This window comes from Paenarthrobacter nitroguajacolicus (genome assembly GCF_029952445.1).
Taxonomy (GTDB): Bacteria; Actinomycetota; Actinomycetes; order Actinomycetales; family Micrococcaceae; genus Arthrobacter; species Arthrobacter nitroguajacolicus_B.
The window spans coordinates 1-13,031 of sequence record NZ_JAQPPK010000052.1; the positions used below are offsets into that span (position 1 = coordinate 1).

A 13,031-nucleotide genomic window follows, 5' to 3' on the forward strand; every position below is an offset into this window, starting at 1 on the left:
GACCTACCACCGCAGGCGTCGGCAACGACGGCTGGGGAAGCTCACGCCCATCGAATATGAAACAATCAACCGGACCGCGCTCACAGCGGCCTAAGACCCCGAGTCAACAAAAGCCGGGGCAGTCCCGCCCTTTACCACTTAGGGCCGCCATTTCTGGGGCTAGGCTGTTGCCAGCCAACGACCGCCCCATGGATCGTGGAATCGAGATCGCTCACTATCTGTTCTGCAGTCATCGATTCGCTGTTCCGGAGGTCCAGGACTTCACGTGGATCGACGAAGATGTTGCACAGAAACAAGGCGTGGCGAAGCAATGACTGGGAAAGACCTTTCTCACTCAAAAGCTCGGACATGGGTCGCTCCCAGATTTCGCGGGAGACATCGATGACGGGATCCCCGTGGTCAAATCGGTCCAGATACCCTTTCCGGGAACGCAGTTGAACCATTACGTGGCCGTGATCGAAGACCATGGCCACCCATTGTCCCAGCACGGAGCGGAACAGCTCCTCGCCTTTCAGAGTGCTTTCGGTGGAGAACTGTCGCATCTGCTGCATGCTCTGAACGGTGTAGGCGGTCGTCAATTCGTCCAGGGACGAGAAATAGCGGTAAGCGGTAGCCTTCGCGACTCCGGCCCGTGCAGCCACGCTTTGAAGGGTTACTCCTTGGGCGTTGACCTCGATTTCTTCACCGACTGCTGCCAGCAGGCTGCTGATGTTCCGACGGGTGTCGCTACGCACGGCCAAACCTTCCTTTGACTGCCCGCCCGTTGAGGCGGATCTGGTTCTGTCTATTGCATTCTCCCAAGAACCCGGCGTCGGGGTCCAGGACGTTTTGTGGCGTCCCGGACCCCGGCATTTGTCAGGATAACCTGAGTTTTTCGACCCTACTTAGCGTTCACTGTCGCGTCGGCAGCGAGGACTTCAGCCTCAGCAGCTGACCTTTCGCGCGACAGGTCGCTGCGGCGCGACTTCGTGCGGTATGCGATCAGGACGCCGGCAGCTGCCAGGACTTGTGCGGCGGCGATGACGATGAATGGAAGCATGGTGGAGTTGCCACCGATCTCCTTCAACCAGCCGAACGAGTACGGGCCGAGGAATCCGCCGATGTTGTTCACGCTGTTGATAAGCGCGATGCCGCCGGCAGCTGCTGCGCCGCTGAGGTAAGACGTGGGGAGGGTCCAGAATTGAGGCTGTGAAGCCAACGCGCCGGCTAGGGCCAATGAGATCATGGCCATCTGCATGGTGATGTTTCCGTCGAAAACAAGAACAGCAGCGAAGCCGGCAACGGATACGAGAACCGGTGAGAGAATGTTCCAGCGCTTTGCCTGGGTGCGCTCGGCGATCCGGCCTGTGAGATAGATGCCGAAGGCAGCGCAAACGAACGGGATGGCTGAGACAAGGCCGATCTGCAGGGGGCCAAGGCCCCTCGTGGCTGAGCCGACGATGGTGGGCATCCAATAGACAAGGGCATTTGCGCCGAACCCTAGGAACAGGTAGGTGACGGCGAAGATCCAGACCTTGCCGTCCACGAGTGATCCGCGGAACGAGTGCGGGGCGCTGGCGGGAACTCCGCGGCCTTCTTCCTCCAAGGTGTTGGTCAGCCATGACTGTTCCTCAGCCGTCAACCACTTTGCCTTGGAAGGATGGTCGGAGAGCAGGCGCAAGACTACCGGCGCGACGATGATGGCTGCGAAACCCTCAACAAGGAAGACCCAACGCCATCCATCGATGCCGACCAGGTTGTGGGTCACTTCAAGAATCCAGCCCGTCAGGGGGCTGCCGAATGCCATCGCGATCGGCACTGAAAGGTAGAAAGCGCTCAATGCCCGCGCCCGGTACTGGCGCGGGAACCACTGGGCAAGGAACAGGAACACCGCCGGTGCCATGCCTGCCTCAGCCAAGCCGAGGACTACGCGCATGACGTAGAGGTGCTCGGGGATCTGGATGAGCGCACCAGCCATGACCACGACGCCCCAGGAAGCCATGATCCGGGCGATCCAGCGCCGAGGCCCGACCTTGTGGGCGAGCTTGTTGCTTGGGATCTCGAAGAAGATAAGGCCGATGAAGATCAGTCCGCTGGCCAGGCCGAAGGCCACGTCAGTCAGGCCGATGTCCGCCGACATTGCCTGCTTAATCATGCCGATGTTGACCCGGTCGATGTAGGCCACAAAGTAGGCGAGGATGATGACCGGGATGAAGCGGAAGGTGATCTTCCGAATGGTGGAGTGCTCAACCGCAGAGCGGGACATAGAAGTTGTCATAGTTTGCTTCCAAAGAACAGGCCGGAGAGTGGGTATTCCTTCCGGAAAAATGAGATCAGATATCCAAGTGGGACTCTTTTTCCACTTTGAGTGTGACACGCCCCACCCCCTGCGTCAAGGGGTAATTTTTCCGGCACCCCTTGCGCTGGTGGCATGCGTAGGCCAAACTAAGACCGTCTTTCCAATTGGTAAGTTAGTTTTGTTGAAAGGTTGCCATGTTTATCACAGCGTCCACCGACTCTTTGGTTCTGAATCCCCGTCCCCTGAAGACAGGTACCAGCGACCTGCGTGGGTTGGCCCAATACCCTGTAGCCAATGTCGGCGACGCCATGGACCGCTTAGGCCTCATGGACTCTGGTCTGGAATCACAGTGGACAGGCGCCTCATGCATCGGACCTGCACTCACCGTTTTGACCAGGGAAGGCGACAACCTTGCTATTCACCGTGCCCTCGACGACGCTGAGCCAGGCGACGTCCTGGTCATCAACGCGCTGGGCGGAACCACACGCGCGGTGTTCGGTGACTTACTGGCGGAAATCTGTCTTGCGGCAGGCATCGCCGGGGTTGTCATTGACGGGCTCACCCGAGACCGCGCAGGAATTCATGAACTGCAACTGCCCGTTTGGGCCCGCGGTGTCTCACCTGCCGGACCAGCAAAGAACGGGCCCGGGGCCATTCATATCCCCGTCGCCTGCGGTGGTGTCGTCGTCAATCCCGGGGACCTCATCACGGCAGACGACGACGGGGTCGCTGTTATTCCTGCCGGCCGCGTCGAGACTGTATTGGGCAGGCTCAGCCAGATTGACTCTTTCGAATCTGACCTTCGTGCCCGAATCCGTAACTCTGCCGTGCCGTCCTCAAGCGCCAATGCCTAGCCGTTCGAACCGCAACTTGTTTACGGCGTTGGAGGGGGACAACGAGTGTTCCCATAATTCCGGACGAACAAAGGCAGAAACCGGGCACCACGCTCCCGTCAGCGGATGGTGGCGACCAGAGGATGAGCCCGAGCCGTCCCGCTACATAGTGCAGGGAAAAATCCTGCCGGCCTTGAATGGCGGCCCTCTCGTCTGGGCCCTAGTTCACGAACTCGCACCCGGCGATAGCGTTCGAACTTCTTCCAGCACTCACCCCTGGCACCGACAGCCTTACCGTACAACGACCAGGCCAACCTCAAATGGAGCACCAATGAAAAGCCGAGCTCTTATTCAGAGCCGTAACTCGGACCGCGGCATCGCCATTGCAACGGAGATGAAGCCCGTCCACGGGCACCATGGCGCCTACAAGAGCGCTTTGGCATTGCCGTCGGGAGCTGCCCCATCGCTCGCCGACGCATCCCGGACAGTCCAGCGCAAGGACAGCATGACGGAGAATCGGGCGAGCTGAACCCGCGCCGATTTCCCCGGCCATGTCCCGGATCTTGGGTCTGCAGTCAGCCGCGGAGCGAGAGCTGACCTGCTCTTGTGCGCCGTTAAGAAATCGATGTCGGCATTGGCCGCGCAGTCCGCAAAAGCTCGATCACGTGGATCCGGGCGATCACGTACTTAACAGAAAGAAGCTTCGCCCACGTGAACACGCACAAACATAGCGAGTGGGAGGTCTTGGTGGGAGCCTTCGTGGAAGTCCGTCATCAAGGACTCGTCGTTCGCAGAGGAATCGTGGAAGAGGCAATGCCCAATGGATCCGCGATTTGGATTACCGCGGAGGGAACCCTTCCACGCAAGATCTACGAGAAAACAGAAGGATTCCTCATTTACGTCGAACCCCAGATGCTCGAGGGGACATTCGCATACAGAATGACCACCAGCAACCTTTTTTCGAGCTCACCGATACCTGTTGTCCCCGTCAGCGCAAGCAACTAGGCGGTAGGGTAGGTTCGAAAGCCACCGCAGGTTACGTTCTCCGCTTTTCGGCTGCCCGCAGAAGCGCGGCAGTCACCCAAGACTCCACTGTGGGAGCCCGTGAATTGGAGTGCGGGAATTGGCGAAGGGTCAAGGACGACTCCACTCACGGTATCGGGGCGGTGGGTAGCGAAGGCACCTTCACGGCGATCTGATTATTTCTACCCATAGAGTCAATGATGCGCTGAATCTTGAATGGGCTCAACAGAATATATGTTGGTACTGATTTTATCAGGTCTAGGATTAACGAATACTGCAATATAGAGAACCCCGCAGTTCTTCAAATACTCGTAAAGATCAGTTTTTTGATCGAGAATGTTCGGGGTGCCATAGCACCTTCCGCTATCGTTCGACCCTTCACCTGTACATCGACATGTCCCTCAAAGGTTGCCTTGCTATGCTCTCCGGAAGAATGAATGTCAATATATCCGTCAGTGAGGAAGGTCTTGTCATTACTATCAATAACAGGTTCCAAATGTAGACATTTGGAGATCATTTGGCCGATCTTGTAGACGGCCTGCAGCTCAACATTCGTAAGATCAGTTGCTGGTCGGTGAGGACTACTGCGCCGATGGGTTGTTCCCGTACTGTCAACGTCATGGGGTTCCGGATGACGATGACGGCGGCGACTGGAACAGTGGCGCGGACCTGACGTCCGAGCAGGCCCGCTGTGCGGGTGGCTTCGTACCGTGCGTTTTCTATGTGACGTTGTTTTCTGCCCGCGACCATCATCACGTGTCCTGCGACCCAGACACTCTGGCCACTGTGGTTCTTGGTATTGATGGTGAAGACACCTGAGGGTCCGATGAGGACATGGTCGATGTCGGCGGTTTTGGCACCTACGGGAACTGCATGCAGCACAGTCCAGTCCGGGCCAAGGGCAGTGAGAAGGTGTCCGATAGCGATTTCACCGAGAGCGCCGTTGTACCGCGAGTGACTCCCGGCCGCCAATGGATCTATGCCGAATATCCTGTGTAAGAAAGACCGCGGCCGCTGTTGTCCCTGCAGCGCCAACAGGTGCTCGATGACACCCTGCCCCGGCATCCGTTGTTCCAGGCTCCAACTCACAGCCAACGCCGGATCCGGGCCATCCGGCCCGGTTGCGGTCTCAGGCACGCTCGCCCCCTGCCCTGAAGCCTTACAGATGCTTGAGCGACATGATGGCAGAACGGTTGTGCCGAGACCAGACCCTAATGAGGTTAGGTTCTTTCCAGGTCCCGCGCAGAAGGTCGTCAGCCAAGCGACCCATGACCCCGCGCCCCCATGGCCCGACCTGCCGACACTCCAGCACTGTCCTGCCGATGGCAACATACAGCTCGGTGAGCTGTATGCTTCGGTTCGAAGAGCTGTCGCCCGCGCTGCCCGTACGCGTTCTCTAAGGTTGGTGAGCAGATCAGTTTAGCCCTGCGGCAAGGACAGCGCGCGAATCGGTCATGGCCCCACTCTATCGATCGGCATAGTGCAACAGCTTGTTGCACTATTGAGTTCGAACCTGATCAGAGCCCTCCTGCGACGGCGGCCGCGGCCGCGAGCCAAGCACGTTGCGTGGCGGGTTGGAGGGCGTCGTAGCGGATGGGGCCGTTGATCAGGGCTGGGTCGTAGGGGATGCGGACGACGGCGCGGACGTGCGGGGCGAAGCCTTCGGCGATGCGGCGGGCTTCGTCTTTAGCGCGTTTGAGTGCGTCCCCGCTCATGGATCGTTTGGCGTCGGTGGATTCGGAGATGATGACAACGGCGTTGCGTGCCAGTTCGGCGTCATGCCCGCCACGGGCTTCGAGTGTTTGGAGGGTCAGGCGTGCGGCTTCGGCCCGGTCTTCGATGGCGGTGACCGGGACGACGAGTTGGTTGGTGTGGTGGATCATTTGCCGCCAGTTGGCTGCCCGGGAGGTATTGCCGGAGTCCATGACGATCAGCCGGTAGTAGCGGGTGAGGACTTGGTGGGCGATGTCGACTTCTTCGGCAGTGACTTCGTGGTCTCCTTCGTCGTTCTCGTCTGAGCGCAGGACATCGAACTTGTCCGAGGTCTGGTGGTGGACGAATCGGGCGATTTCGGCGGCTTGGGCGCTGGGTGAGAGCAGTGTCCGGGATGAGTCGATGAGGTCAAGGACGCTGTTGTCGTGTCCGCCTTTTTCGGTGCGCCAGCCGAGGGTGCCTTGGGATTCGTTGTTGTCCCAGGCGACGGTGGCCGCGCCGCTGTAGCGGGCGAGGATGGCGGAGAGCATGACGACGGTGGGTGTTTTGTTTGCCCCGCCTTTGCGGTTGACGACGGCGATGGTGCGGGGGCCGGGCCAATGCCGGCTGACGGCGCGGATGTCGTCGCGTTCGGCGAGTTCTGTTGCCGAGGGGTCCATGCGGAATCCCAGCCGGGTGAGGGTGCCGCGCCACCCTTGCGTGGCTGGTTCGAGAACGGGAGCGCTGACCAGGAACGAGGTTTCTTTGAAGCTGCGGCGGGTGACGGGTTCTGACGTGGGCTCCGCGTCCGGTGTGGCAGCGGCGGCGGTGCTGCCTGAGGTCGGTAAGACGGTGGCGGGTTGTTCGGCCCGAACACGCCCTGCAGGCGTCCAGGCTGTGTCTGCTCTTGCCTGTGACGGTGCGCCGGGGCGCTGTTCGGGCGCGGTGGCCACGGTCATCAAGCCGTTGGCGTCGACGGAGAACCACGAGCTGGTGCCGGTGGCCTCGTCGGTGCTGTGTACGAGGGTCTCTTCGCCGGTGTCTTTCGCGGCCGCGGCGAACAGGGCCAACGCCGCGGTGAAAGGGTCCTTGCCTGGATCCGCCAAGGCCTGATGGTCAACGTGTACGGTCCCGTCGGCAGCTACGGCTAGTTCTCGCCAGCTGGGCGCTGTCTCTTTCTTGCTGGTCATGGCGTTTCTCCTTCATCTTCGTCGGTGTCCGGGAGCCGCAACGACTCGGGGACGGGTTCGGCAGGGTAAACATCAAGGGAGTCGGTGTGTTGTTGCTTGCACATTCGCAAGGGGCCGTCTTCGGCCATGATCCGGTCGAAGTGCCGGTCAGCGTGTTCCAGGATCCATGCCGAGATGGCCGATCCGCCGTCGGCGTGGGCTGCTTCCCACGCGTACCAGGCGGCCGTGAGCCGGCCGACGACGCTGCGGTGCAGCCACCATCTGTGGCACCAGGACATGACCGGGCGTTCCCGTTGCAGTGCGTTCGGGGTGGTGTCGTGCAGTTCGTAGTAGACGGCGTAGGTGCGTTCGTAGAAGTCGAAGACGTCGGTGTGCACCGGCTTGGCGTCCTCGGCACCGCTGCCATCATCTTCATCTGCACCGGTGGCCGCGGCGTTTTCACTGTCGGTCCATTCGGTGATCGCTTTTTGGGACCACTGTTCGGTGCCTTCGATCGGCAGTGGCGCGTGGCCGGTGAGCACCAGGTGGCGGAAGCCGGCTGTGGTGATTTTCCGGCCGAGTAGTTCTGTGGCGAGTTCGGCGGCATCCTTGGCCCAGAGCGTGAAGTCCACGTCCGGAACGAACGTGATGCCCTCGGCGTCGGTGGCTGCTCCCCCGGGCTCGACGGGTTCGGCTCTCTCCTCATCTTCGTCGGGGGTGAGGAGTTCCCCGGTTTCCAGATCGAACCTCATACCGCGGCGCCTGCGGTGAGGTTCGGGTCGGCCAGCGATGCTTTGTAGGCGGTGAGTTCTTCGCTCAGGGTCTGCTCGGCTTTGGGGTCGTATTTGGCGACGGAGGCTTTGACGGCGTCGGCGTGCGGGCCTGCCATCCATGGCACGGTGCGGACGAGCACGGGCCGGTTGCCGGAGGCGAGCAGGACGGCGCGGCCGCGGGGTAGGGCGGTGAGTTCGGAGGTGTCGAAGATCCGGTCTTTGTGTTCGTGCCGGGGACCGGCTGGGGAGCCTTTGCTGGCAGGGGAACCAGGGGTGGTGTAGTGGTAGTCCCCGCAGGCGGCGGAGAACAGGTCGAGCAGGTGCCCGGGGAGGTTCCCGCCGCCGTAGAGGCGGTGGTTGGCCGCTGTCATGAGTGCTTCCATGCCGTGGGTGCCCCAGACTCTTACGCCTTGGGGGTAGGACTGCAGGATGGTCCAGACGAGGATGCCGCGGGAGCCGAAGTGGCTGTAGAGCTTGGGCAGTTCGGGCCAGGGGCAGACGTTGGCGGCTTCGTCGAGCACGCACACCATGGGCAGCCCGAGCCGGCCGCCGGGTTCGGTTTTGGCTTTGTTCGTGGCGGCATCCAGCACTGACTGGGTCAGCGCTGTCACCAGGGCCTTGGCAGAACCGTACCCGTCGGTGCTGAGGCTGTAGAGGGTGTTGGTGCCTTCCATGAACCTGACCGGGTCGAACAGCACCCTGCCGGTACCGTCTTCTTCGCCAGGCCGAGGGTTGACCCAGTCCATGATCGCCGCATCGGTGAGGCAGGAGACGAGCAACTGGGCGGTGGAGAACACGCCGGAGCGTTCCTGCGGTGCGGAGCTATAGATCCCGACGAGTTCGTTCACGACTTCCCGGTAGGCGGTGGCGTCCAGGACCTGCAGGGGCACCGGGTTTTCAGCCTCCGGGGCTGCGAGCCAGGCCTGGACGTCACGAAGGAAGTACGCCGGCCCGGTGTAGCTGTTCGGGTCTTCGGTCCATCCTTGGGAGACGGACGCGGCCAGGAACAGCCCGCGCAGCAGGGTCTTGCCGCGTTCGGGGAAGAAGTCGATACCTTTGGACGCGGCCGCGTCGGCCGCCCCGGATCCTTCGGCTGCTTCGAACACGTCGGCCAGTGCTTTGGCTTTCTTGGGGGTGGTGGCATCGCGGAGCAGCTCCACCCGCCAGCCCTGATCGCCCTGGGTGGCGATCGATTCGGGGTCGAACGCGAACACCCTGCCCATGCTCTCGCGGATGCCTCGCGTGTGGTGGTGCAGGTCGTTTTTGTTCGTGGTGATCAGGCAGGGGCCTTGGGCGGCCAGGATGAAGGGGATGGCGTAGGCGGTGCTTTTGCCGGTACGGGGGCCGGCGAAGATCACGCCCACGTCCTCGAGGGAGGCCCAGAGTTCCTTGCCCCCGTACACGGACCGGCCCAGCGGCAGGCCGATGAACATCTGCCCCACGGGGACAACGACTTTTTCTTCGATCGGTTTGGTGAACGTTGCACTCATTTGCGGGCTCCTTTGACTTCGGGGCTCTGGGTCACGCCGAGATCCCGGGCTTTGGCCAGCACGGCTTTGCGCGAGAGGGAGGCTGCTTCCTTCGGGGAGGCCATATGCTGTGCGGCGACGTCCACCCAGGACGCGCGCACCGCGGTCTTCCGCCACCAGATCGTGAACAAGACCACGACAATGGCCAGCACGAGGGCAATGACGCCGGCTGCTCCGATATAGGCGCCGGTGAAGTCCAGGTCGTGGTTCATGAAGCCCTGGATGACTTCCACCGGTGTCATGGTCCTGCCGGTGGCCGACCACGCCCCGGCGGGCAGGCCGAGGACGGCCGAGAGCAGGAGCCCGGCCAGGACCCCGACGGTGATGAAACCGGGACGGTCCCGCCGGCGCTGCCAGCGTGCCCGTGTTGGTGCACCCATTGTCGATCTCCTTGTTCGTTAGCTTGTTTTGCGGAACCGGGTGTCGGTCACGTGCAGGGTGGCCTGTACCGGGGTTTGGACCATCTGGACCGGGATCCCGACCCGGCCCTCGACTTTGAACAGGACTTTCCCGGCGCCCGGGGGCGGGGTCGGTTTCCCGCCGCGCTGTGCCCGGATTTTGGGTTTGTGCCAGGACGGGGCGGCGTTGAAGCCTTTGACCAGCTCGATCTCTTCGGTCGTCATGGGCCGGATGTCGGAGAGGGTTTCGAGGTCTTTACCGGTCAGGGCCATCATGGCTATCAGGCCGCACCGTTCGGTCAGGCCGCGGGCTTTTTCCCGGTCTTCGGGGTTGCGCAGGCTCATCTGGTCTTTCGGGGAGTGCGTGGCTTTCATCTCGGCGACACCGATGGACCGGTTGGTCCGGCCGAGCCGGTCGACCCGGTCCACGATCCCTTCGCAGGCCCGCAACGGGTACCAGAACTCGTCCATGAAGGTGCTGTAGCCCCGCCACCGCACCGCCGGTTCATACACGTCGCCGTTGTGGGCTGCTTCGTCGGCGAGGCGTTGTTCGTGTTGGGCCAGTTCCCAGTGGGCGTCGATGATGTCCATCCCGACCGACCAGGACGCGAGCATCGCAGCCGACAGCAGGCGGGTGTTGGATTCGGGGATCCCGGCGGTGTCGAAGCAGAAACCGCCGGGGTTTCCGACGTCGAATTCCACGGACTCCTCACCGCCGAGCAGCCGGCCGAGTTCACCGGAGAGCATCGAACGGATGGTCTCGCCCAGCCGGACGAAGCGGCGGTGGAACGCTTCGACATCGAGGAGCCCGAGCTTACCCAGGGTCCGGTCCGTGGGGGTTTGGAAGGCCTGCAGGAGATGGGCGGTGTGCGGGCGGCGGTTCCGTTCCCGGGCGTCGTCCACGAGCAGTTCCAGCACGGTGTCTTCGATGTCCTCCAACGGGAGGGCGCGGGAGGTTCGGGTGAGCAGCTGGACCAGCTGGATGGACTTGTCCCGGGCGAGCAGGTCCAGTTCCCGGCCCACGGTGCCGCCGATCTTCCGGGCGGCTTCCCCCAAGGGACCTGCGGAGAGCAGGTTGAACCGGTCCGGTTGGCCGGGACCGAACCGGGCCACGGTCCCGCCGAGCGCTTCGGTCAGGGCGGTGTGCTCGTTGACCTTGATCGGGTTGAACAAGCCCGGGGTGATGCCGCGGGCGGCCTGCCCGAGCAGGATCGTCTGCGCCGTGGATGACTTTCCTACCCCGTTGATCCCGTACAGGAACATCGACGGGGAGGTGATGACCGAGGCCCGGTACAGGGATTCGTGGTCCATGCACACGGCCGCTCCGGAGAGCATGTCCCGGCCCAGGGGTGCGCCGTCAGTGGGCCGGGCCGACCCGGCGACGAAGGGGTAGATCCCGCACGCCTGGACACTGGTGGAATACCACAGCGGCGGGTTGGGGACCTGGGACCAGCGGCCGCCGTAGCTGCCAGCGAACCCTTTCATGGTTTTGGCAAGCGTCCGGGCCCGGTAGGATGCCCGGGTCTTGTCTTTCACTGCCATTAGAGTCCCTCCGAAACCACGTCGACGACGCCCCGGTACGACCAGGGCAGGATTCCCAGCGGCAGCGTCGAGTGGAACGCGGCCGAGACACCGACGTCCACGAACCGGTATCCCAGATTGGTGCCGTCCAGGAGGTTTTTCAGCTTCTGCGTCGCTTCCCGGTAGGCCTTGTCGGTGGGTTCGAACGTCACCGTGACCATCAGGGTGAAGGCCGTCATCGACGCGCCCTCGACCAGGTCGTTCTCGGTTTTCTCCGCCAGTATGACCTTCTGCTTGTCGAAGCCCGACGCGGCGCTTTTCGCCGTCGCCGAGACCTTGGTTGCATTACGCAGCTGTTCGGCCTTCTTGATGGCTTCCCCGGTCGACAGCGGCCGGTAGAACACCGTGACCCGCTTGCGCAGGAACTTTTCCTGCGGCGCGAACAATCCTTTGAAGATCCGTTCGGTGATGTGGATCCGGGGCGGGACGGTCATCATGGCCGTCATGGACGCAACCCCGTCGTGGAAAGCGACCCGCTTTTGGAAGTCATCGAAGTATTCCGGCCCGGCGTCGACCACGCGCAGGGGGTTCTCCTGGCCGAGGAGCTCGTCGGTGCCGTGCTCGACGGCCCGGTGCGGGTTGTAGGCGACCTGGACGACCTTCGCCAAATCCTCGGAGGTGGCCGTGACCGGAATCCCGGCCCCTGCACCGTACAGCTCGGTGCGGTGGTGAGGGAGCTTGGCCGCGATCTCGGCTTCGGCTTCCTCCACGTTCTCGCCCAGGTTTTTCACGCTCCACACCACCGTGCCGTGCACGGAGGTGTGGGTGTACCGGTCGGGCAGCAGGTCAGTGGCCTGCGCGAAGGCCTGCTTGGCGACCTCCGGCGCCCACGGGGCGACTTCGCTGTTCAGCTTGGCCACCAATGGCTCTTTGGAGCTGTACGCACTGTCGACGGTGATCGTTGCACCGGCGATGGCGGTGTCCTTGGACAGCTCGGAGATCCAGGACCCAAACGTTGAGACCTGCGCGTCGACCACGTCCTGGGGCAGCAGCTCGATCCCGTCGGGCACGCAGGTCAGGGTGGCTGCGATCTGCTTGACGCTCTTGTGGTGCAGCAGGGTGTAGGGCTGCCCGGTTCCGTCCAACCCATCCAGCTCCTCGACGTTCGCCAGAGCCCCCGGGAGGGCCGATAAGTGCCCGGCGGGCAGGGCAGAGAAGACCCCGGTGCGGTACTGGGCTTCGCCCATGGCCGTGCGGCGGGCATGGCTCACCCGTTCCAGCACCCGTGCCGCGATCGTGCGGCCGGCGTCCAGTTCACCGACCCGCCAGATGAAGATCATCGTGAACAACAGGCCCAGCAGCAGCGCCAGGAACCCGCCGCCGAAGTTCCCCAGCACGAAGCTGAGAACCATCAACATCACCGACAGGACCACGCACAGCCACCCGATCAAAGACAGACCCCCGACCGTTGCCGGTGCCGTTGAAAGCCAGTTCCCAAACTTGACCCGTGCCCGTTTCTCGCTCATTCCGAAACCATCCCTTCCGCCGCGCCTTGATTACCACCGCTGTTTTCCATGGCTCCTTGGGCGGCCTGCCACGCCAACCCGGCCCCGTCTTTGCTCCCGCTGCCCGCCCGGGTTTCCGATGCGCCACTGGCGGTCGAGCCGCTGCCCTGGGTTGCCCCGGCCGTAGATGCTCTGCCACTCGCGTGGTAACCGGCACCCGAGGAGCCGGTGCCGGCAGAGGCTGTGCTGCCGTCGGCACCACCGGCCAGGCTGCTGCCAGGGCCGTCGGCCTTGCCGGGCTGCCCGGGGC

12 protein-coding genes and 1 pseudogene are annotated in these 13,031 nt (G+C 62.8%); 3 read left to right on the top strand and 10 right to left on the bottom strand.

The features are described from left to right. Positions 1-131: 131 nt before the first annotated feature. Both PJL15_RS22145 and PJL15_RS22150 read right to left on the bottom strand, forming a co-directional pair. Complete coding sequence (locus PJL15_RS22145) at positions 132-734, bottom strand: TetR/AcrR family transcriptional regulator (protein WP_281453288.1); 603 nt, start codon at positions 732-734, stop codon at positions 132-134. 146 nt (positions 735-880) lie between these two features. Continuing rightward, positions 881-2,257 carry an MFS transporter gene (locus PJL15_RS22150; protein WP_281453289.1) on the bottom strand — a complete coding sequence of 459 codons (1,377 nt, stop codon included), beginning with the start codon at positions 2,255-2,257 and terminating at the stop codon, positions 881-883. A gap of 215 nt (positions 2,258-2,472) precedes the next feature. On the opposite strand from PJL15_RS22150, the gene PJL15_RS22155 reads away from it, so the two are divergent. The 3 genes from PJL15_RS22155 to PJL15_RS22165 all read left to right on the top strand — a co-directional run bounded on the left by PJL15_RS22155 (position 2,473) and on the right by PJL15_RS22165 (position 4,116). Continuing rightward, positions 2,473-3,132, top strand: coding sequence for an RraA family protein (locus tag PJL15_RS22155; RefSeq protein ID WP_281453290.1), 660 nt, complete (start codon positions 2,473-2,475; stop codon positions 3,130-3,132). Positions 3,133-3,442: 310 nt separating this feature from the next. Next, positions 3,443-3,640, top strand: coding sequence for a hypothetical protein (locus PJL15_RS22160; RefSeq protein ID WP_281453291.1), 198 nt, complete (start codon positions 3,443-3,445; stop codon positions 3,638-3,640). 182 nt (positions 3,641-3,822) lie between these two features. After that, a complete protein-coding gene (locus tag PJL15_RS22165) occupies positions 3,823-4,116 on the top strand; it encodes a hypothetical protein (RefSeq protein WP_281453292.1) in 294 nt (97 codons plus the stop codon). A 531-nt stretch (positions 4,117-4,647) separates the two neighbouring features. Here the strand turns inward: PJL15_RS22165 and PJL15_RS22170 are convergent. From PJL15_RS22170 to PJL15_RS22205, 8 genes and pseudogenes are all read right to left on the bottom strand, one after another. Continuing rightward, complete coding sequence (locus PJL15_RS22170; RefSeq protein ID WP_281453293.1) at positions 4,648-5,271, bottom strand: nuclease-related domain-containing protein; 624 nt, start codon at positions 5,269-5,271, stop codon at positions 4,648-4,650. A gap of 380 nt (positions 5,272-5,651) precedes the next feature. Then, on the bottom strand, positions 5,652-7,016 hold the full coding sequence (locus PJL15_RS22175; protein ID WP_281453294.1) for a chromosome partitioning protein ParA: 1,365 nt from the start codon (positions 7,014-7,016) through the stop codon (positions 5,652-5,654). After that, positions 7,013-7,747 (bottom strand): DUF4913 domain-containing protein, encoded by a 735-nt coding sequence (locus PJL15_RS22180; RefSeq protein WP_281453295.1) that lies wholly within the window; start codon positions 7,745-7,747, stop codon positions 7,013-7,015. The genes PJL15_RS22175 and PJL15_RS22180 overlap by 4 nt, the downstream gene beginning before the upstream one ends. After that, a complete protein-coding gene (locus PJL15_RS22185) occupies positions 7,744-9,258 on the bottom strand; it encodes a type IV secretory system conjugative DNA transfer family protein (RefSeq protein ID WP_281453296.1) in 1,515 nt (504 codons plus the stop codon). The genes PJL15_RS22180 and PJL15_RS22185 overlap by 4 nt, the downstream gene beginning before the upstream one ends. Continuing rightward, the gene (locus PJL15_RS22190; RefSeq protein ID WP_281453297.1) at positions 9,255-9,677 is read right to left on the bottom strand and encodes a hypothetical protein; all 423 of its coding nucleotides are present in this window, start codon (positions 9,675-9,677) and stop codon (positions 9,255-9,257) included. Before PJL15_RS22190 ends, PJL15_RS22185 begins: the two co-directional genes overlap by 4 nt. Before the next feature lie 18 nt (positions 9,678-9,695). Next, on the bottom strand, positions 9,696-11,237 hold the full coding sequence (locus tag PJL15_RS22195) for an ATP-binding protein (protein WP_281453298.1): 1,542 nt from the start codon (positions 11,235-11,237) through the stop codon (positions 9,696-9,698). Beyond that, on the bottom strand, positions 11,237-12,742 hold the full coding sequence (locus PJL15_RS22200; RefSeq protein WP_281453299.1) for an SCO6880 family protein: 1,506 nt from the start codon (positions 12,740-12,742) through the stop codon (positions 11,237-11,239). Before PJL15_RS22200 ends, PJL15_RS22195 begins: the two co-directional genes overlap by 1 nt. Next, positions 12,739-13,031 (bottom strand): annotated as a pseudogene (locus tag PJL15_RS22205) (hypothetical protein); the annotation flags it as partial. The gene PJL15_RS22200 and the pseudogene PJL15_RS22205, both read right to left, overlap by 4 nt.

Bases quoted from the DNA above. Each gene is read 5' to 3' on its own strand.
- PJL15_RS22150 (WP_281453289.1), bottom strand. From the start codon at position 2,257: ATGACAACTTCTATGTCCCGCTCTGCGGTTGAGCACTCCACCATTCGG.
- PJL15_RS22155 (WP_281453290.1), top strand. From the start codon at position 2,473: ATGTTTATCACAGCGTCCACCGACTCTTTGGTTCTGAATCCCCGTCCC.
- PJL15_RS22160 (WP_281453291.1), top strand. From the start codon at position 3,443: ATGAAAAGCCGAGCTCTTATTCAGAGCCGTAACTCGGACCGCGGCATC.
- PJL15_RS22175 (WP_281453294.1), bottom strand. From the start codon at position 7,016: ATGACCAGCAAGAAAGAGACAGCGCCCAGCTGGCGAGAACTAGCCGTA.
- PJL15_RS22180 (WP_281453295.1), bottom strand. From the start codon at position 7,747: ATGAGGTTCGATCTGGAAACCGGGGAACTCCTCACCCCCGACGAAGAT.
- PJL15_RS22185 (WP_281453296.1), bottom strand. From the start codon at position 9,258: ATGAGTGCAACGTTCACCAAACCGATCGAAGAAAAAGTCGTTGTCCCC.
- PJL15_RS22190 (WP_281453297.1), bottom strand. From the start codon at position 9,677: ATGGGTGCACCAACACGGGCACGCTGGCAGCGCCGGCGGGACCGTCCC.
- PJL15_RS22195 (WP_281453298.1), bottom strand. From the start codon at position 11,237: ATGGCAGTGAAAGACAAGACCCGGGCATCCTACCGGGCCCGGACGCTT.
- PJL15_RS22200 (WP_281453299.1), bottom strand. From the start codon at position 12,742: ATGAGCGAGAAACGGGCACGGGTCAAGTTTGGGAACTGGCTTTCAACG.